The sequence below is a fragment of the Candidatus Blochmanniella camponoti genome (genome assembly GCF_023585825.1).
GTDB lineage: Bacteria > Pseudomonadota > Gammaproteobacteria > Enterobacterales > Enterobacteriaceae > Blochmanniella > Blochmanniella camponoti.
Genome location: NZ_CP097751.1, coordinates 272,562 through 294,396, shown reverse-complemented (window position 1 = coordinate 294,396; position 21,835 = coordinate 272,562). Strand labels below are relative to the sequence as shown.

The following is a 21,835-nucleotide window of genomic DNA, read 5'->3' as shown; positions in this document are numbered from 1 at the left end:
AAGAAATGTTGGAAACAATTTATGCTAAAGGTTTTCAGAGTTTTATATAAAAATGTATTTTAGACTTTGTATATTTCAGTTATGTTTTTACAAATTAAACTAATCGTAGGTTTACGATATCATAAAAAGTTTATAGAGATATAATTTATTACAATATATTATTGCTACGATAAGTAATAATATATTGCATGGTGTAGTGAAATAAAAAGATTTAAACATAATATAACACTTGATCCTAACTATCCTTAAAAAAAATAGGATACAACATTGTCATAAAATGTTTTACTATTCCGATAGTATACGGTAGAAGTTAGTGGTGTTGTGCTTTTCAAAAGAAATCGTTTTTTATTTGCTGCAAATAATGGAAATTTATTAAGATACTTATTATATTAAGAGTTCACTTAAAAGAAAAATGTATTAAATTGTTTTTAGTTGATAAGACGTGTTTTTTTACGTCAAACTTAGTGGATAAATATGCTGCTTCTGTTATAGGTTTTGTTGACCTTGCAATTTAATAATAACAAGGATCGTTGTCTATTATTTAATAGTGGGAGAGATAACAACAACAAATAGTATATATGTTTTGATATGATCTTATCAGAAAAATGGAGATTTTAATAATGACAACAGTCAATCAACTTGTTCGTAATGCACGTCCAACAAAAACTTTTAAAAGTAATGTACCAGCGTTAGGAGCCTGCCCACAAAAAAGGGGGGTGTGTGTGCGTGTCTACACTACTACTCCAAAGAAACCAAATTCTGCATTACGAAAAGTATGTCGTGTTCGTTTAACTAACGGATTAGAAGTGACCTCTTATATCGGAGGGGAAGGTCATAATTTACAGGAGCATGCTTCAATTCTGATTCGAGGAGGACGGGTTAAAGATCTTCCAGGTGTTCGGTATCATGTTATTCGTGGCGCTCTTGATTGTGCAGGAGTGAATTCACGTAAGAAAAGTCGCTCCAAATATGGGACAAAACAACCGAAATCATAGTTCAAAATATCAAGTCTCTTTTTTATTTTTTAATTTAAGGCAAATTTTAAAAAAGGCAATCAAGGTTCAGCTAGTTGAAATATAATAGTTTTTCATTAATGATTTTCCTTGGAAAGAAAATATCTATTAGTCAAATAGGAATTATAATTAATGCCACGTCGTCGCATCGTTACGAAACGCAATATTCTTCCAGATCCAAAATTTGGATCTGATCTTTTAGCAAAGTTTATCAATATATTGATGTTAAATGGGAAAAAATCTACTGCAGAGTCAATAGTATACTCAGCCTTAGATAGTTTATTTAAACGATCTAATAAAGACTGTTTAGAAGCATTCGAAATAGCTCTAAATAATGTGCGTCCAGTAGTAGAAGTAAAATCTAGACGGGTTGGCGGCTCTACCTATCAGGTGCCAGTAGAAGTGCGTCTCGTACGTAGAAATACTTTAGCGATGCGGTGGATTATTGAAGCTGCTCGCAAAAGAAATGATAAATCTATGGAATTACGTTTAGCAAGTGAACTTTTTGATGCTATAGAGGGTAAAGGACATGCTGTTAAAAAACGTGAAGAAATACATCGTATCGCAGAATCTAATAAAGCTTTTGCCCATTATCGTTGGTAATAAAATTTTCTGAATGAACATCATCTGATTTTTTCAAACTCTAATAATGATTGAGCTATTAAGTGTTATTTATTCAAACATATTTGAATGTTGCTTAAACAATAATTTATTAAATATAGCAACATTTTCGTTAAATTATAACAATATTATTGAGGATATTAATGACTCGTGTAACACCGATCGTACGGTACCGTAACATTGGTATAAGCGCGCATATTGACGCTGGAAAAACTACTACTACTGAACGAATTTTATTTTATACAGGTGTAAATCATAAAATTGGAGAAGTTCATACTGGTTCTGCGACTATGGACTGGATGGAGCAAGAACAAGAACGGGGAATCACAATTACTTCTGCAGCTACTACTTGTTTTTGGTCAGGAATGGCCAATCAATTTGATTCACACCGTATTAATATTATAGATACTCCTGGGCATGTGGATTTCACTATTGAAGTAGAACGCTCTATGCGCATACTTGACGGGGTAGTAATGATCTATTGTGCTGTAGGAGGCGTACAACCTCAATCTGAGACAGTATGGCGCCAAGCAAATAAGTATAAAGTACCACGTATTGCATTTATAAATAAAATGGATCGAGTAGGTGCAGATTATCTACGAGTTGTAGAACAGTTAAAAACTAGGTTATTTGCTAATCCTGTACCTATTCAATTAGCTGTAGGCTCAGAAGATAAATTTACTGGAATTATCGATTTGATCAAGATGAAAGCTATTCACTGGAACGAATCGGATCAAGGTGTTACTTTTAGTTATAGTGAAATACCTGACAATTTAACAGTTTTGTCAGATATTTGGCACAAACATTTAATAGAGTCTGCTGTCGAAGCATCTGAAGAATTAATGGATAAATATTTATCTAATAGTGATCAGTTGACAGAACAAGAAATTAAACAAGCGTTGCGTCAAAGAGTATTAAGTAATGAAATAGTATTGGTAACGTGCGGATCCGCTTTTAAAAATAAAGGGGTACAAGCGATGCTGGATGCTGTTGTGGAGTATTTACCATCTCCAAGTGACGTGACATCCATCACAGGTGTTCTGAAAGATGGGTCGACGCAAGTTAAACGTCATGCTAACGACAACGAGCCGTTTTCAGCGTTAGCATTTAAAATAGCTACTGATCCATTTGTAGGAAACTTAACTTTTTTTCGAGTTTATTCAGGCGTCGTAAGCTCCGGAGATAGTGTCTTAAATCCTATAAAAGAAAAACGTGAGCGATTCGGTCGAATAGTGCAAATGCATGCAAATAAACGGGAAGAAATAAAAGCCGTTCATGCAGGTGATATTGCTGCAGCTATTGGTTTAAAAGATGTTGATACTGGAGATACTTTATGCGCGCCATCTTCCCCAATTATACTAGAACGTATGGAATTTCCAGAACCCGTGATTTCTGTGATGGTTGAAGCTAAAACTAAATCAGATCAAGAAAAAATGGGTTTTGCTTTAAATCGGCTAGCTCAAGAAGATCCATCATTTCGTGTATGGATTGATAAAGACTCTGGACAAACTATCATTGCTGGGATGGGTGAATTGCATTTAGAAATTCTTGTAGAACGTATGAGAAGAGAGTTCAATGTTGAAGCTAATGTAGGTAAACCTCAAGTTGCTTATCGCGAAACTATTCGTACTAGCGTAAAACAAGAGGGTAAATTTATTCGTCAATCAGGGGGACGAGGTCAATTCGGACACGTTTGGTTACGCATTGAGCCTATGCATGCACGTGAAGAAGGTTATAAATTTTTAAATGAAATTGTAGGAGGAGCTGTACCTAAGGAATATATACCTGCTGTAGATAAAGGTGTACGGGAACAAATAAGTAATGGTATTCTTGCTGGATATCCAATTGTAGATGTTTGCGTAGCTATTTTTGATGGTTCTTATCATGAGGTTGATTCTTCAGAAATAGCATTTAAAATAGCAGGATCTATAGCATTTAAAGAAGGATTCATGAAAGCTCACCCTGTATTATTAGAACCTATTATGAATGTAGAAATTGAAACACCTGAAGATTATATGGGAGATGTTATTGCAGATTTAAATCGTCGAAGAGGCATAATCAGTGGGTTAGAAAATTCTACAATTAGTGGAAAGATAATTTGTGCTCAAGTTCCTTTATCTGAAATGTTTGGTTATGCTACTGGTTTACGTTCACAAACTCAAGGACGCGCTTCTTATTCTATGGAGTTTTTAAAATATAACGAAGTACCTAATAGTATAGCGCAAATTATCATAAATTCTCGTCAAATTAAGCAATAATAGGTAATATTTAGGTTCAATTATTTTTGAAAAACCATAAAAAAGACCTAAGGAGTTTAGAGGTGTCCAAAGAAAAATTTAAACGCATAAAGCCACATATTAATGTAGGTACTATTGGCCATGTAGATCACGGAAAAACTACTTTAACTGCTGCTATAACCACTGTTTTAGCCAAAAAATATGGTGGCTACGCACGTGCTTTTGATCAAATTGACAATGCTCCAGAAGAAAAAGCACGAGGAATTACTATAAATACTTCTCATGTTGAATACGATACTGCACATCGGCATTATGCGCATGTTGATTGTCCTGGACATGCCGATTATATAAAAAACATGATAACTGGAGCTGCACAAATGGATGGTGCAATTTTAGTAGTAGCCGCCACTGATGGACCTATGCCGCAAACCCGTGAACATATTTTATTAGCTAGACAAGTAGGAGTACCTCACATCATTGTATTCATGAATAAATGCGACATGGTAAATGATGAAGAATTATTAGAATTGGTTGAAATGGAAATGCGAGAATTATTATCGCAATACGATTTTCCAGGAGACAATACACCAATCATTCGCGGATCTGCTTTAAAGGCATTAGAAAATGATGAAATATGGTCTAATAAAATTTTAGAATTATCGGATGTACTGGATAATTATATCCCAGAACCTAAACGTGTTGTAGACCAACCATTTTTACTACCCATTGAAGATGTATTTTCTATTTCTGGACGAGGTACAGTTGTAACAGGTCGTATTGAACGTGGTGTTATCAGAGTGGGGGAAGAAATAGAAATTGTTGGTATAAAAGATACAATAAAAACCACATGTACCGGAGTGGAAATGTTTAGGAAATTATTAGACGAAGGACGTGCTGGAGAAAATGTTGGTGTTTTATTACGTGGTACTAAACGAGATGAAGTAGAGCGTGGTCAAGTGCTATCTAAACCTGGATATATCAAGCCGCATTCTCATTTTGAATCAGAAGTGTATATTTTAAATAAAGATGAAGGAGGAAGACATACGCCGTTTTTCAAAGGGTATCGTCCTCAATTTTATTTTCGTACTACAGATATCACTGGCACCATTGAATTACCAGAAGGAGTGGATATGGTGATGCCTGGCGATAATATTAGAATGATCGTTCATTTAATTGCTCCAATAGCTATGGATGATGGTCTTAGGTTTGCTATTAGAGAGGGTGGTCGTACTATAGGGGCTGGTATTGTATCTAAAATTATATCTTAATCGCATAAATCAATAAATATAATTCTGTAATGATATGATAGGTGTGTACTATACTAATATGGTAGTGTGTTGATATGTATGTAAAGAATGAAAATAAAAAAAAAATGTATGTATTAGAAATAATTAAATGGATTAGCATTATAGGATTGATCGCAACATCTATTTTTGGAAATTACTTATGTCGCAATTATAGCGTTTTAGCGAGAAGTATAGTAATCCTCATTATCGTTGTTATCGCTACGTACATTGCGTCAACTACTAAAATAGGGAAACTAATAGTTATATTTGGAAATGAATCACGTACTGAGTGCCGGAAAGTAGTGTGGCCATCTTATCAAGATGGGCTCAATACTACTCTAATCGTGACAGGAGTAACAATAATTATGTCATTATTATTATGGGGATTAGATACTATTTTAGTTCATATAATATCATTTGGGCTAAGGTTGTAATATGACTGCCACATTAAAGAAACGTTGGTATGTTATTCAAGCATTTTCTGGATTTGAGAATCGTGTAGCTCATTCTTTGCGTGAGCATATTAAACTGCACAAAATGGATACAATGTTCGGTGAAATCATGGTCCCAACAGAAGAAGTAGTCGAAATGCGAGCTGGACAACGCAGAAAAAGCGAGCGTAAATTTTTTCCTGGTTATGTATTGGTGCAGATGATAATGAATGATTCTAGTTGGCATTTAGTAAAAAGTGTTCCACGTGTTATGGGTTTTGTTGGAGGAACGTGCGATAAACCGGCTCCTATTGGGGATAAAGAGGTTGATGATATTATGCATCGATTGCAGCAAATAGGTGATAAACCTCGTCCTAAAACATTATTTGAACCTGGGGAGCTTATTCGAGTTAGTGATGGGCCTTTTTCTGACTTTAATGCTGTAGTAGAAGAAGTAGATTATGAAAAAAATCGTCTAAAAGTATCAGTTTCTATTTTTGGGCGAGCCACTCCAGTGGAATTAGATTTTTCACAAGTTGAAAAATCTTAACGTAAAATTAGTATATAAAAATATATATTTAACTTGCACGGAAAAGGTAATCATTATTTTGTGGCTACTGTTAGTGTGTAACCAATCAAAATAAAAACCAGAAATATTATTGGCTAGGACAATGAATATGGTAATAAAAAAAGTAAAAGCGTATATCAAACTTCAAATTTCTGCTGGAGCTGCTAATCCCAGCCCTCCCATTGGACCTGCTTTGGGACAACAGGGCGTCAATATCATAGAATTTTGTAAAGCATTTAATGAAAATACTGCACAACTTGAAGCAGGATTACCTATCCCAGTTGTCATTACTGTTTATAGTGATCGATCTTTTTCATTTATTACTAAAACTCCTCCTGCTTCAATATTATTGAAAAAAGCAGCAAATATTCAATCTGGATCTAAAAAACCAAATATCATAAACATTGGTAAAATATCGAGCGCTCAAATTTATGAGATTGCAAAAATTAAAGCTGTTGATATGACAGGAGCTAATATAGAATCAATATCACGTTCTATCATAGGTACAGCTCGTTCTATAGGACTCGAAGTGGAAGATTAATTGATATGACGGGTAAATTAAGCAAAAGAATGCGTATGATGCGAAATTGCGCAGATACATCTATACAATATCACGTATTAGATGGATTAGAATTATTAAAAAAAATGGCAAGAGTTAAATTTGTTGAAAGTGTTGATACCGCTATTAATTTAGGTATCAATGCGCGTAAATCTGATCAAAATATACGTAGCAATGTGATTCTACCGCACGGTATTGGTCGTGATATTCATGTTGCTGTTTTTACTCAAGGTGACAATATAGTGCTAGCTAAAAATGCGGGAGCTGATTTAGTTGGATTAGAAGATTTATATGATCAGATAAAAAATAAGAACTATCGACCAGATGTGGTGATTGCATCTCCTGATGTCATGAATATAGTAAGTAAATTAGGCCCTATTTTGGGACCAAGAGGCTTAATGCCTAATCTTAAAATGGGTACTGTATCTCATGATGTAGCAGAATCAGTTAAAAATGTTAAATTAGGGCAAATACGTTATAAAAATGATAAGAACGGTATTATTCATTCTACTATTGGAAAAATTAATTTTGATCTCATACAACTTAAAGAAAATTTAGAAGCGTTGATAGTATCTTTAAAACAAGCTAAACCGATTCTATATAAAGGAACATACATTAAAAAAATAACTATTTCCACTACTATGGGTAGATCTATATCTATTGATCGAAATAGTTTATGTGTTGCAATCAATTAATATTGATTATTTTTATTAATAAGATTCTTTACATGATCTTCAAATTGATCTAGAATCTTCTTGGAATGGTGTGTTTGTTGTATTTATATAAATGCATATTGACATAAATTTGTGATTTTTGAGTAAAATAACAATGATAACGCATTCATACACATGTATGCAGTTGTTAACTATAATGAAGACTAGATTAATTTATGTTTGTTATCTATATAATGAATACAGGCGATTAAAATTGATTAAAACTTTTTTATATTTAACATGACTGAATTAGTTTATGATCGTGTATAGAAGTTTATGATTGGTGCATTTGCGTATCAATATGTATATTGGGTTATAGCACGGTGTTATTAATGGCATTAAACCTTCAAAAAAAAGAAGAGATTATTTGTAAAATTCATGAAACAGCTATAAGAGCGTTATCTGTTGTGGTAGCAGCTTTGGATGGTATTGCTGTTAATGAAGTAACCAAATTGAGACAGGAAGCACGTGATATTGGCGTACGCGTACATGTCATTCGCAATACACTTATGCGAAAAGTAATCGTAAACACACCTTTAGCGTGTTTACGAGAAATTTTAACAGGGCAAAATATTGTTGCATTTTCTATGAATCAACCCCGTGATTCCGCGCGAATTTTTGTAAAATTTACTAAAAACCATGAGCATTTTAAGATAAAAGGTGCAGTTTTTGAAGGAAAATTTATTCCTGCATCTAAAATAAATCTCTTGTCTGATTTACCTAATCAGAAAGAAGCTATCTTTAAATTAATAACAATTATGAAAACAAGTAGCATAGGAAGTTTAATACACATTTTACATATATTATCTAATCAAAAAAATAAGTTATAGTTTAGTAAATATGTTGTAGGTATTTTGAATAAATAGTAATTTGATTATGTAATATTTTTAATATTTTATATTTTTGGAGATTTTTATGTCTCTTACAAAAGAACAAATTTTAGACGCTATTGCCAATATGTCTGTTATGGATATAGTTCGTTTAACTTCTATGATGGAAGAAAAATTTGGAGTCTCCGCTGCTTCATTGACTACTGTTGAACCTGATACATCAGAGGCAATCGTAGAAGAGCAAACTGAATTTAATGTTTTTTTAACTGCTATTGGTAATAACAAAATTCCTGTCATTAAAACTGTGCGCAGTATCACTGGTCTAGGATTAAAAGAAGCTAAAGAATTAGTGGAATCTGCTCCTGTCATTTTGAAAGAATCAATAAGCAAAGATGATGCTGAAACCTTAAAAAAAACTCTAGAGGCAGTAGGCGCATCTGTCGAAATTAAATGAAGACAAATCAAACAATTTATTATTGATTCGTTGGCTATAGGATTTTATACCATTTATATAGAAGTGATATTTAATATTTAACAAGTAATAGAATTATGGTACTTCTAAATTCTATATGCATTTAAAAAAATAAAAGCACATAAATACTGTATGTGTCTAAGTCTACAGTAAATATAGAAATTTATAATTATATTATATAGCAGCTAACTTATTTCTTCGAAAAAACAATCGCCCATATTAACTATCGAGGAACTTTATGGTGTATTCTTATACTGAAAAGAAACGTATTCGTAAAGACTTTGGAAAACGCCCTCAAGTTTTGGATATTCCGTATCTTCTTTCTATTCAGATTGATTCTTTTCAAAAATTTATTAAACAAGATCCAGAGGGACAATGTGGATTGGAAGCAGCTTTTAGATCTGTTTTTCCAATTAAAAGCTATAATGGAAACGCTGAACTACAATACATCAAATATCAATTAGGAGAACCAACGTTTGATGTGAAAGAATGTCAGACACGTGGTGCTACTTTTTCTGCTCCGTTACGCGTACGTCTATGTTTAATTATTTATGAACGAGAGGGATTAAATAACATAATCAAAAATACTAAAGAACAAGAAGTATATATGGGTGAAATTCCTCTCATGACTAATAACGGTACTTTTATTATCAATGGTATTGAACGGGTTATTGTATCTCAATTACATAGAAGTCCTGGTGTGTTTTTTGATAGCGATAAAGGTAAAACACATTCATCCGGAAAAGTATTATATAATGCACGTATTATTCCATATCGTGGATCTTGGTTAGATTTTGAATTCGATTTAAAAGATAATTTATTTGTTCGAATTGATCGGCGACGTAAGTTACCAGTAACAGTAATATTACGTGCTTTAAATTATACTACCGATCAAATTTTAAATATATTTTTTAATAAAGTAATATACGAAATTCAGAATAATACATTATATATGCATTTAATCCCTGAAAGATTACGCGGTGAAACAGCATCTTTTGATATTGCTGTTAATGGTGTTATATATGTAAAAAAGGGACGTCGTATTGCAGCTAAACATATTCGTCAATTAAAAAAGGATAAAATTTCAAAAATTGAAGTACCCATGGATTATATAATTGGTAAAGTTGTCATAAAAGACTATTTCGATAAGAGTACAAATATACCTATTGTTACAGCTAATACAGAAATATCTTCTGACATATTGCATAACTTAATTCGATCAGGATATGAATCCATAGAAACATTATTCAGTAACGATTTAGATTACGGTAATTATATCTCTGAAACTTTGCGTATTGATGCAACTACAAATAAATTTGATGCATTAGTAGAAATTTATCGTGTAATGCGTCCAGGGGAACCCCCGACTAAAGAAGCTGCCGAATATTTGTTTGAAAACTTATTTTTTTCAGAAGAGCGTTATGACTTGTCTTCTGTGGGAAGAATGAAATTTAATCGTTCATTACAACGACTACAAATAGAAGATTTAGGAACATTAAAAAAGGATGATATTGTTGATGTAATAAAAAAATTGATTGATATTAGAAACGGTAAAGGAGAAGTAGATGATATCGATCATTTGGGGAATCGGCGTATTCGTTCTGTAGGTGAAATGGCAGAAAATCAATTTAGAATCGGATTAGTTAGAGTAGAACGCGCGGTGAAAGAACGCTTATCTTTGGGTGATTTAGACGTGTTAACCCCTCAAGACCTGATTAATGCCAAACCAATCTCAGCTGCAGTAAGAGAATTTTTTACTTCTAGCCAATTATCTCAATTTATGGATCAAAACAATCCATTATCAGAAATTACTCATAAACGTCGCATATCTGCTTTAGGACCAGGAGGTTTAACTAGAGAACGTGCAGGATTTGAAGTACGTGATGTCCATCCTACACATTATGGTCGAGTCTGCCCAATCGAAACTCCAGAAGGACCAAATATAGGTTTAATTAATTCATTATCTGTATATGCTCGAGCTAATAAGTACGGATTTTTAGAAACTCCATACCGAAAAGTCCAAAATGGCGTTGTTAGTAATGACATTCATTACTTGTCTGCAATTGAAGAGGGTGATTTCGTTATTGCTCAAGCAAATACAAACTTAAATTCAACAGGAGAATTTATTGACGATCTGGTAACTTGCAGAAATAAAGGTGAATCTGGTCTTTTTAAAAAAGATCAAGTTGATTACATGGATGTATCTACACAACAAATAGTTTCAGTTGCTGCTTCATTAATCCCTTTTCTTGAACACGATGATGCTAATCGTGCTCTTATGGGCGCAAACATGCAACGCCAAGCCGTTCCTGTTTTATGTAGTGAAAAACCATTAGTAGGTACTGGAATGGAACGTGCAGTAGCTATAGATTCTGGTGTTGCTGTAGTAGCTAAACGCGGCGGTGTCGTTAAATATGTAGATGCATCACGTATTGTGATACATGTTAACGAAAATGAAACACATACTGAAGAATCAGGAATTGATATCTATCAATTAACAAAATATATTCGATCTAACCAAAATACTTGCATCAATCAACGTCCTTGCGTGTCTTTAGGAGAACTAGTAGAACATGGAGATGTTATAGCAGATGGTCCATCTACTGATTTAGGAGAATTAGCTTTAGGTCAAAATATGCGAATTGCATTTATGCCTTGGAATGGATATAATTTTGAAGATTCGATGTTGGTCTCGGAACGTGTAGTGCAAGAAGATAAATTTACAAGTATACATATTCAAGAGTTAACTTGTGTATCTCGTGATACTAAATTAGGACCTGAAGAAATCACGTCTGATATTCCAAATGTAGGAGAGACAGCTTTATCTAAATTAGATGAATCTGGAATTATCTATATCGGCGCAGAAGTAATAGGAGGAGATATCCTCGTCGGAAAAGTTACACCCAAAGGAGAAACTCAATTAACACCGGAAGAAAAATTATTGCGTGCTATTTTTGGTGAAAAAGCATCCGATGTAAAAGATTCATCTTTACGTGTTCCCAATGGGGTTTGTGGTACTGTAATTGATGTGCAAATATTTACTAGAGACGGTATTAATAAAGATAAACGTTCATTAATAATTGAATCCGAGAAATTAAAACAGGTTAAGAAAGATTTAAGTGAAGAATTACAAATTTTTGAATCAGCTTTATTTGATCGTGTTTGCGATGTATTAATGGCCAGTGGAATGGATAAAAAGAAATTGTTTGAAACTAGTCGCAATGCTTGGTTAGATTTGGTGTTATCAGATCCAGAAAAACAATATCAGTTATCTCAATTAACTAAACAATATTTTGATTTAAAACGTGTGTTTGAAAAAAAATTAGAAATTCAACATCGTAAAATCACTCAAGGAGATGAATTAGCCCCCGGTATTTTAAAAATAGTTAAAGTATATTTAGCTGTAAAACGTCAGATACAACCTGGCGACAAAATGGCAGGAAGACATGGAAATAAAGGAGTAATATCTAAGATTAACCCCATTGAAGATATGCCATATGATCAACACGGAATACCGGTAGATATCGTACTCAATCCTCTTGGAGTACCATCTCGAATGAATATTGGTCAAATTTTAGAAACGCATCTTGGTATGGCGGCAAAAGGTATTGGAGATAAAATAAACTTTATGTTGCAACAACATAAAGAAGCAAATCAATTAAGAAGATTTATGCAGCAAGCGTATAATTTAGGAGAAGGATCGCGGCAACACATCAATCTTAATTCATTTTCAGATGTAGAAATATTAAAATTAGCTAAAAATTTAAAAAAAGGAATGCCTATTGCTACTCCAGTATTCGATGGCGCTACAGAAAAAGAAATTAAAGACCTTTTAAAATTATCTGGATTACCTAGCTCTGGTCAGATTACATTATTTGATGGGTGCACAGGAGAAGCATTCGAGAGACAAGTTACTGTGGGCTATATGTACATGTTAAAACTAAATCATTTGGTAGACGATAAAATGCATGCACGTTCTACTGGTTCTTATAGTTTAGTAACCCAACAACCACTGGGTGGGAAAGCTCAGTTTGGAGGTCAACGTTTCGGTGAAATGGAAGTATGGGCATTAGAAGCTTATGGTGCATCATATACTTTACAAGAAATGTTAACTGTAAAATCAGATGATGTAAATGGACGCACTAAAATGTATAAAAATATTGTTGATGGCAATCATACGATGGAACCAGGAATGCCTGAGTCTTTTAATGTTTTATTAAAAGAAATTCGTTCTTTAGCAATTAATATTGAACTAGAAGATTAATATTTTAAATTAATCTCTATATATAGACATATTTTGTAAAGCATATAGTACTTATACGTTCAAAAAGTATAACTTTAATAAAGGCTCATCTGTGAAAGATTTACTGAGATTTTTTAAGACACAACATATTCAAGTAGAAGAATTTAATGCAATCAAAATTGCACTTGCTTCTCCAGATATGATTAGATCCTGGTCTTTTGGTGAAGTGAAAAAACCAGAGACTATTAATTACCGTACTTTTAAACCTGAACGAGATGGTTTATTTTGTGCTCGCATTTTTGGGCCTATTAAAGATTATGAGTGCTTATGCGGTAAATATAAGCGTCTAAAACATCGTGGGGTAGTTTGCGAAAAATGTGGAGTAGAAGTAACACAAAGCAAAGTACGACGTGAACGCATGGGACATATCGAATTGGCTTCTCCTACTGCTCATATTTGGTTTCTAAAATCATTACCCTCGCGTATTGGTTTGTTATTAGATATGCCATTACGCGATATAGAACGCGTTTTATATTTCGAATCCTATGTAGTAGTTGAAAGCGGCATGACTAGTCTCGAATGTCGTCAGATCTTAACTGAAGAGGAATATTTAGATGCATTAGAAGAGTTTGGAGATGAATTTGAAGCTAAAATGGGAGCTGAAGCCATTCAAATTTTATTAAGAAATACAAATTTAAAAAATGAATGTGAATACTTACGAGAAATATTAGAAGATAGTAATTCTGAAACTAAACGCAAAAAAATAACAAAACGTATAAAATTAATTGAAGCATTTATATATTCTGAAAATAAACCTGAATGGATGGTTTTAAATGTGTTGCCAGTACTGCCTCCGGATTTAAGACCATTAGTTCCATTAGATGGGGGGCGTTTTGCTACTTCTGATTTAAATGATTTATACCGTCGTGTTATTAATAGAAACAATAGATTAAAACGATTATTAGATTTATCTGCTCCAGAAATCATAGTACGCAATGAAAAAAGAATGCTACAAGAAGCAGTAGATGCATTGCTAGATAACGGACGTAGAGGACGTGCAATTACTGGTTCTAACAAACGTCCTTTGAAATCTTTAGCTGACATGATTAAAGGTAAACAAGGTAGATTTCGTCAGAATCTTTTAGGGAAACGTGTTGATTATTCGGGTCGTTCAGTAATTACTGTTGGACCCTATTTAAAATTACATCAATGTGGGTTACCAAAAAAAATGGCTTTAGAATTATTTAAACCATTTATTTATGGAAAATTGGAATTACAAGGTTTTGCTAGTACTATTAAAGCGGCTAAAAAAATGGTAGATCGCGAAGAAGCTGTAGTATGGGATATTCTCGATAACGTAATTCGAGAACATCCAGTAATGTTAAATCGTGCTCCTACATTACATAGGTTAGGCATTCAAGCTTTTGAACCAGTATTAATAGAAGGAAAAGCCATTCAATTACATCCATTAGTCTGTGCCGCCTATAACGCGGATTTTGACGGTGATCAAATGGCAGTACACGTTCCATTAACACTAGAGGCTCAATTAGAGGCTAGAGCTTTAATGATGTCTACTAATAATATTTTATCTCCTGCTAATGGAGAACCTATTATTGTTCCATCACAGGACGTAGTATTAGGTTTGTATTATATGACTCGCGAACGTTCAAATGCTAAAGGTGAAGGAATGGTATTAACTGGCCCAAAAGAAGCAGAATGTCTTTATCGTTTAGGTTTGGCCGATCTACACGCTCGTATTAAGATACGTATTACCGAATACGAATATGATAAAAACGGAGAATGGTCAAAAAAAACAAATCTTGTCAATAGTACAATAGGACGCTCTATATTATGGATGATTGTTCCTAAAGGATTACCATTTATATTGGTCAATCAAGTATTAGGCAAGAAAGCTATATCCACAATGTTAAATAGTTGTTATCGTCTGCTGGGTTTGAAAGCTACTGTTATCTTAGCTGATCAAATTATGTATACTGGGTTTGCATATGCTGCTCGTTCTGGAGCTTCTGTCGGTATTGATGATATGATGATTCCTTCGAAAAAAGCGGATATAATCGATGAAGCAGAATCTGAAGTGGTAGAAATACAAGAACAATTTCAAACTGGATTAGTGACAGCAGGAGAACGTTATAACAAGGTTATTGATATTTGGGCTGCGGCTAATGAACGTGTTGCACAAGCAATGATGGATAATTTAGCTACTGAGACTGTGATGAATCGTAATGGACAACCAGAAACTCAAGCTTCATTTAATAACATTTTTATGATGGCAGACTCTGGGGCTCGCGGATCAGCGGCACAAATTCGCCAACTTGCCGGAATGCGTGGTTTAATGGCAAAACCGGATGGATCAATTATTGAAACACCTATCACCGCAAATTTTCGGGAGGGATTAAATGTATTACAGTATTTCATTTCTACACATGGAGCACGTAAAGGATTAGCTGATACTGCTTTAAAAACAGCTAATTCTGGTTATTTAACTCGTCGTTTAGTAGATGTTGCTCAAGACTTAGTAATCACTCAAGACGATTGCGATACATTTTCTGGTATCGTAATGAGCCCTGTTATTGAAGGCGGAGATGTAAAAGAACCTTTACGAGAACGTGTATTAGGTCGAGTTTTAGCAGAAGATGTTCTAGAATCTAACGCGGAGGATGATAAAGTATTGATCGTACGTAACACTTTATTAGACGAATACTGGTGTGATATTTTAGATGAACATTCCATTGATACTGTCAAAGTGCGATCTGTTGTGACTTGTGATACTGATTTTGGAGTTTGTTCAAAATGTTATGGTCGGGATTTAGCTCGGGGTCAACTTGTAAATAAAGGAGAAGCAATTGGCGTCATTGCTGCTCAATCTATTGGTGAGCCAGGCACTCAATTAACTATGCGTACCTTTCATATTGGGGGAGCCGCCTCCCGATCTGCTTTAGAATCGAGTATTCAAATTAAAAACACGGGTACTGTCCGTTTAAAAAATATCAAATCCGTAATAAATGGAGAAGGAAAATTAGTGGTTATATCACGTAACACTGAGCTTAAAATTATTGATCAATTTTCTCGTACCAAAGAAAGCTATAAAGTACCGTATGGAGCTATAATAACTAAAAAAAATGAAGAAAAAGTCATACATGGAGAAATAGTAGCTTATTGGGATCCACATACTATGCCGGTGATTGCTGAAGTAAGTGGATTTATCCAATTTATTGATTTGATAGATGGTCAAAGTATTGTCAAACAAACGGATGAATTAACAGGATTAACCTCCATTGTAGTATTAGATACCTCTGAACGTGTGAGTAGCGCTAAAGATTTAAGACCTACATTAAAAATAGTAGATATTAATGGTTATGATATCTTTATTCCAGGTACAGATGTGCCTGTTCAATATTTTTTGCCTGGTAGAAGTGTAATTCAATTAGTTGATGGATCCAGAATTATTTGTGGAGATATATTAGCAAGATTACCGTATGAAAGTAGTGGTACTAAAGATATTACCGGAGGCTTACCGCGTGTTGCCGACCTCTTTGAAGCACGTCGTCCAAAAGAATCGGCAATTTTAGCAGAAATTAGCGGGACCATTTCTTTTGGCAAAGAAACCAAAGGAAAACGTCGTTTAATGATATCTCCTATTGAAGACGGAGATGTGTATGAAGAAATGATTCCCAAATGGCGTCATCTTAATGTTTTTGAAGGTGAATACGTAGATCGTGGAGATATCATTTCTGATGGACCGGAATCTCCCCATGATATTCTGAGATTACGTGGAGTGCACGCTGTAACTCGTTACATTGTAAATGAAGTGCAAGATGTTTATCGCTTACAAGGAGTAAAGATCAATGATAAACATATAGAAGTTATTGTGCGTCAGATGTTGCGTAAAGCCACTGTGATTCGATCAGGCAGTTCTGATTTTTTAGTAGGTGAACAGGTAGAATATTCACGTATTAAAATTGCTAATCGAAAATTAGAAAATGAAGGAAAAGTAAAAATAAGTTTTATACGTAATTTATTGGGCATAACTAAAGCTTCATTAGCGACAGAATCATTTATTTCTGCAGCATCTTTTCAAGAAACAACACGTGTGCTGACAGAATCATCTGTAGCTGGAAAGCGAGATGAACTACGTGGTCTTAAAGAAAACGTCATTGTTGGTAGATTGATCCCGGCTGGAACTGGCTACTCTTATCATCAGGAGCGCGTACATCATCGTCATCCCAGTAATACAAAAGAAACAGAAAAATCTGTAATAACAAATATTTCTTCCCAAATTACAGCAGATGAAGCATCGGCGAATTTAACTGAACTATTAAACGCAACTTCTCCTAAATAAATAGAATTTTAAGAAATATGATAACAAGCAAGAGAAAGGGCTATATTGTAAAATCACGTTATAGGCATAAATAATAGTATTATTTGAGTTGATATTATTTAATTTATACTGTAATTTTTATACATATAGTGTGATATGTTTATCAACTAAAAATGGGGTGCAATTTGTATTATTTTAACGATAACCTTTTTGTTCGATGTAAAATTAACAATTGACGATTACACTGCCACATAACTTTGCTTATAAAATATTATGCTATATATACAATATATACACTTATGTGCAATTTGTTTATAAATAATCTAATTAAATTAACATCGTTAATAACACATGTTTATCATTTTTTATAAAAAGTTAACTCTTTTCCCCAATTTTTATAGATAAAATGGATTCTATTCAACATGTCTTTAAGAAAATTATTGTCCACAATTTTTAAATGATAAAAAAGCTATTGTTTTGATATATAATCATTTTTGTTATCAAAAAATGTCTAAGACTCTCGTATTTTCTCCAGAGAAATACGATAATTTTTTAAATAATTAATGCCTAAAATGACGAATATGTGTGAAAATCATCGCAATACCATGCCGATCAGCAGTTTTAATAATTTCTTGGTCTCGAATAGATCCTCCTGGTTGGATAATACATTTAATACCTATTTCGGACGCAATATGTACCACGTCAGAAAAAGGAAAAAAAGCATCAGAAGCCATCACTGACCCTTTAGTATTCAATACGCCCTGTCGTTCTTGGAAGGAAGTAGCTATTTTTGCCGCGTACACTCGATTCATTTGACCGGTTCCAATTCCGATAGTTTGACAATTTTTACCGCAAACAATGGCATTAGATTTAACAAATTTAACCACTTTCCAACAGAATAATGCATCTTTCATTTCTTCTTTTGTTGGTTTTCGAATAGTAACTATTTCTAAATGCTTTAAATTTGTCATTACATCATAATCTTGTATTAATAATCCTCCATTAATTCGTTTGAAATCTACATCTGATGTTCGTGGGGTCCACATGCCACACTTCAATATTCGTACATGTTTTTTACTAGATACAATACTAATACAATCTCGATTAATATTTGGAGCGACGATTGCTTCGACAAATTGTTGACTAATAATGGTTTGAGCTGTCTTTTTATCTAAAGATCTATTAAAAGCAATAATTCCTCCAAACGCAGAAATCGGATCTGATTGATAAGCTTTAGCATACGCAGTGCAAATAGTATCAGATGTTGCTACACCACATGGATTAGTATGTTTAACAATCACACAAGTTGGTTCATCGAACATTTTCGCGCATTCTAACGCCGTATCCATGTCTACTATATTATTGTAAGATAATGGTTTTCCTTGTAATTGCTGAGCATCAGAAATAGATCCTGTGTGTTTCTTAGATATATCCGTATAAAATGCTGCGCGTTGATGTGGATTTTCTCCATAACGCATATCTTGTTTTTTTATAAATTTAAGATTCATAAAAGTTAAATTTTTAGGAAAATAAGAATAGGATTGATCGTAATGATGATCATTAGTCATGGATGTATGATAGCTGCTTCGTAATTGATGATTAAAATAATCAGAAATTGTATTATCATATTCAGTAACATATTTAAATGCTTTTACCGCCAAATGAAAACGAGTGTCTAAACTGAGTAATCCATCATAACAATTGATTTCATCTAAAATTTTTTTATAACTATCGTTATTGACTACAACAGCTACGTTTTTATAATTTTTTGCTGCTGCCCTCACCATACTTGGGCCACTGATATCAATACGATCTAACATTTCTTCTTGAGAATATTTTTTATTTTTTGAAAGCAAGGCATTAAATGAATAAAAATTAACTACTACCATATCAATTGGTGGAATATTATATTGGCGCATGATAGCATCATCTAATCCTCGTCTACCAAGAATTCCAGCATATACTTTATAGTGTAATGTTTTAACGCGTCCGTCCATAATTTCAGGTAATTTAGTATAGTCGGAAATTTTGATTACTGGCAATCCAGCATCAGATAATATTTGAGCCGTACCCCCAGTAGATAATAATTGAATACCCCGTTGAATTAATGACTGAGCAAATTCTAAAATATTAGATTTATCAAATACACTAATTAATACACGACGAATTAACAATGATGATTGTATCATAATATCCTCGTAACAATAATTAAACTACGGTATCAATGTATCTTAACAAATATTATACAATAGTAACATAATTATAGTATATATTATATATTATTCACTAAGACACAAAATGATTTAAATAATTTTTACAATTATAAAAATGTAGTTTAAATATTTTCAATAAAAACTATCAAATTATAAAATAGTATTAAATACTATTGACATCAGTCAAAATCAATGATAATGATATATTTGTTTTATTTTTAAAATAGTATGAAATATATATGATTAGAAATATAGTTCTTTAACAATATGATTTTTAGATAATTGATGTGGGCACTTGAGCAAATATAAGATATAGTATTATCCATTCTAAAACATAGAAAAGTTAATTGATTAATAGTTACTCATTAAAATTAACGAACTTATTTTATAAATGGGAATTAATTTTAAATTGAAGAGTTTGATCATGGCTCAGATTGAACGCTGACGGTAAGCTTAACACATGCAAGTCGAGCGGCAACAGAGAGTTGCAAATTTATGCAGCTCTGCTGGCAAGCGGCGAACGGGTGAGTAAGGTCTGGGGATCTGCCCGATGGAGGGGGACAACTGTTGGAAACGATAGCTAATACCGCATGAAGTCGTTATGACCAAAGTAGGGGACTTTTTTATTTAATAAAAAAGCCTTATGCCACCGGATGAACCCAGATAGGATTAGCTAGTAGGCGGGGTAATGGCCCACCTAGGCCACGATCCTTAGCTGGTCTGAGAGGATGATCAGCCACACTGGAACTGAGACACGGTCCAGACTCCTACGGGAGGCAGCAGTGGGGAATATTGCACAATGGGGGAAACCCTGATGCAGCTATACCGTGTGTGTGAAGAAGGCCTTCGGGTTGTAAAGCACTTTCAATGGGGAAGAACTTAGTATTGCTAATATCAATATTAATTGACGTTACCCATATAAGAAGCACCGGCTAACTCCGTGCCAGCAGCCGCGGTAATACGGAGGGTGCGAGCGTTAATCGGAATTACTGGGCGTAAAGAGTACGTAGGTGGTTTGTTAAGTCAGATGTGAAATCCCTGAGCTCAACTTAGGAACTGCATTTGAAACTGGCAAGCTAGAGTTTCGTAGAGGGGGGTAGAATTCCAGGTGTAGCGGTGAAATGCGTAGAGATCTGGAGGAATACCAGTGGCGAAGGCGGCCCCCTGGACGAAAACTGACACTCAGGTACGAAAGCATGGGGAGCAAACAGGATTAGATACCCTGGTAGTCCATGCCGTAAACGATGTCGATTTGAAGGTTGTAGACTTTGAGCTGTGACTTTCGGAGCTAACGCGTTAAATCGACCGCCTGGGGAGTACGACCGCAAGGTTAAAACTCAAATGAATTGACGGGGGCCCGCACAAGCGGTGGAGCATGTGGTTTAATTCGATGCAACACGAAGAACCTTACCTACTCTTGACATCCAAAGAATCTTATAGAAATATGAGAGTGCCTTCGGGAACTTTGAGACAGGTGCTGCATGGCTGTCGTCAGCTCGTGTTGTGAAATGTTGGGTTAAGTCCCGCAACGAGCGCAACCCTTATCCTTTGTTGCCAACGAGTCGAGTCGGGAACTCAAAGGAGACTGCCGGTGATAAACCGGAGGAAGGTGAGGATGACGTCAAGTCATCATGGCCCTTATGAGTAGGGCTACAAACGTGCTACAATGGCGTATACAAAGAGAAGCAAACTCGTGAGAGCAAGCAAACCTCACAAAGTACGTCTTAGTCCGGATTGGAGTCTGCAACTCGACTCCATGAAGTCGGAATCGCTAGTAATCGTGGATCAGAATGTCACGGTGAATACGTTCCCGGGCCTTGTACACACCGCCCGTCACACCATGGAAGTGGGTTGCAAAAGAAGTAAGTAGCTTAACCTTAGGGAGGGCGCTTACCACTTTGTGATTCATGACTGGGGTGAAGTCGTAACAAGGTAACCGTAGGGGAACCTGCGGTTGGATCACCTCCTTACTTTATCAAAATAATATGAGCAAAAGCGCCCACATCAGTTATCTAACATTATTCTATGATAATTGAAATATTTATAAAATACCAAGATTAAATTTTGTTGTTACTAGAACTCAGTCCCCTTCGTCTAGAGGTCTAGGACACTGCCCTTTCACGGCGGCAACAGGGGTTCGAAACCCCTAGGGGACATTATAGGTTTTTATAGTGGGTTTTATAAATATAAAATTTGGTATTTTTGTTCTTTAACAATAAGGGAAAAATTTAAAATTAAAAAATATTAGTGTAAGTATTAACTAATATTTACGACGATTTGTAATCGTAGGTTACATAATTTTTTATTTAT

Annotated in this window: 13 protein-coding genes, 1 tRNA gene and 1 rRNA gene; 14 read left to right on the top strand and 1 reads right to left on the bottom strand. The window is 34.3% G+C overall.

The features are described 5' to 3' along the window. The first annotated feature begins 620 nt into the window (after positions 1 to 620). The 12 genes from rpsL (at position 621) to rpoC (ending at position 17,333) form a co-directional block, all read left to right on the top strand. The gene (gene rpsL, locus M9394_RS01220) at positions 621 to 995 is read left to right on the top strand and encodes a 30S ribosomal protein S12 (protein WP_250231775.1); all 375 of its coding nucleotides are present in this window, start codon (positions 621 to 623) and stop codon (positions 993 to 995) included. A 150-nt stretch (positions 996 to 1,145) separates the two neighbouring features. Beyond that, entirely contained in the window at positions 1,146 to 1,616 is a 471-nt protein-coding gene (rpsG, locus tag M9394_RS01215) for a 30S ribosomal protein S7 (RefSeq protein ID WP_250247213.1), read from the top strand. A gap of 161 nt (positions 1,617 to 1,777) precedes the next feature. Further along, a complete protein-coding gene (gene fusA, locus M9394_RS01210) occupies positions 1,778 to 3,892 on the top strand; it encodes an elongation factor G (protein WP_250247216.1) in 2,115 nt (704 codons plus the stop codon). Positions 3,893 to 3,954: 62 nt separating this feature from the next. Then, positions 3,955 to 5,139, top strand: coding sequence for an elongation factor Tu (gene tuf / locus M9394_RS01205; protein WP_250247217.1), 1,185 nt, complete (start codon positions 3,955 to 3,957; stop codon positions 5,137 to 5,139). Between the two features lie 74 nt (positions 5,140 to 5,213). Beyond that, positions 5,214 to 5,591, top strand: coding sequence for a preprotein translocase subunit SecE (gene secE / locus M9394_RS01200; RefSeq protein ID WP_250248060.1), 378 nt, complete (start codon positions 5,214 to 5,216; stop codon positions 5,589 to 5,591). 1 nt (position 5,592) lies between these two features. Then, positions 5,593 to 6,138, top strand: a complete 546-nt coding sequence (gene nusG / locus M9394_RS01195) for a transcription termination/antitermination protein NusG (RefSeq protein WP_250247220.1) — start codon at positions 5,593 to 5,595, stop codon at positions 6,136 to 6,138. Between the two features lie 127 nt (positions 6,139 to 6,265). Then, on the top strand, positions 6,266 to 6,697 hold the full coding sequence (gene rplK / locus M9394_RS01190) for a 50S ribosomal protein L11 (RefSeq protein ID WP_250248217.1): 432 nt from the start codon (positions 6,266 to 6,268) through the stop codon (positions 6,695 to 6,697). Positions 6,698 to 6,702: 5 nt separating this feature from the next. Further along, on the top strand, positions 6,703 to 7,410 hold the full coding sequence (gene rplA / locus M9394_RS01185) for a 50S ribosomal protein L1 (RefSeq protein WP_250248058.1): 708 nt from the start codon (positions 6,703 to 6,705) through the stop codon (positions 7,408 to 7,410). A 350-nt stretch (positions 7,411 to 7,760) separates the two neighbouring features. Continuing rightward, positions 7,761 to 8,258 (top strand): 50S ribosomal protein L10, encoded by a 498-nt coding sequence (rplJ, locus tag M9394_RS01180; protein ID WP_250247224.1) that lies wholly within the window; start codon positions 7,761 to 7,763, stop codon positions 8,256 to 8,258. Between the two features lie 85 nt (positions 8,259 to 8,343). After that, positions 8,344 to 8,712, top strand: coding sequence for a 50S ribosomal protein L7/L12 (rplL, locus tag M9394_RS01175; protein ID WP_250247226.1), 369 nt, complete (start codon positions 8,344 to 8,346; stop codon positions 8,710 to 8,712). 256 nt (positions 8,713 to 8,968) lie between these two features. Next, a complete protein-coding gene (rpoB, locus tag M9394_RS01170; protein ID WP_250247227.1) occupies positions 8,969 to 12,994 on the top strand; it encodes a DNA-directed RNA polymerase subunit beta in 4,026 nt (1,341 codons plus the stop codon). Positions 12,995 to 13,085: 91 nt separating this feature from the next. Then, entirely contained in the window at positions 13,086 to 17,333 is a 4,248-nt protein-coding gene (gene rpoC / locus M9394_RS01165; protein ID WP_250247228.1) for a DNA-directed RNA polymerase subunit beta', read from the top strand. Between the two features lie 539 nt (positions 17,334 to 17,872). Here the strand turns inward: rpoC and purH are convergent. Next, positions 17,873 to 19,498, bottom strand: a complete 1,626-nt coding sequence (gene purH / locus M9394_RS01160; protein WP_420022158.1) for a bifunctional phosphoribosylaminoimidazolecarboxamide formyltransferase/IMP cyclohydrolase — start codon at positions 19,496 to 19,498, stop codon at positions 17,873 to 17,875. A gap of 433 nt (positions 19,499 to 19,931) precedes the next feature. Between purH and M9394_RS01155 the strand changes: the two genes are divergently transcribed. Both M9394_RS01155 and M9394_RS01150 read left to right on the top strand, forming a co-directional pair. Further along, a 16S ribosomal RNA gene (locus M9394_RS01155) occupies positions 19,932 to 21,495 on the top strand. 113 nt (positions 21,496 to 21,608) lie between these two features. Beyond that, a tRNA-Glu gene (locus M9394_RS01150) sits at positions 21,609 to 21,681 on the top strand. Positions 21,682 to 21,835: the final 154 nt, after the last annotated feature.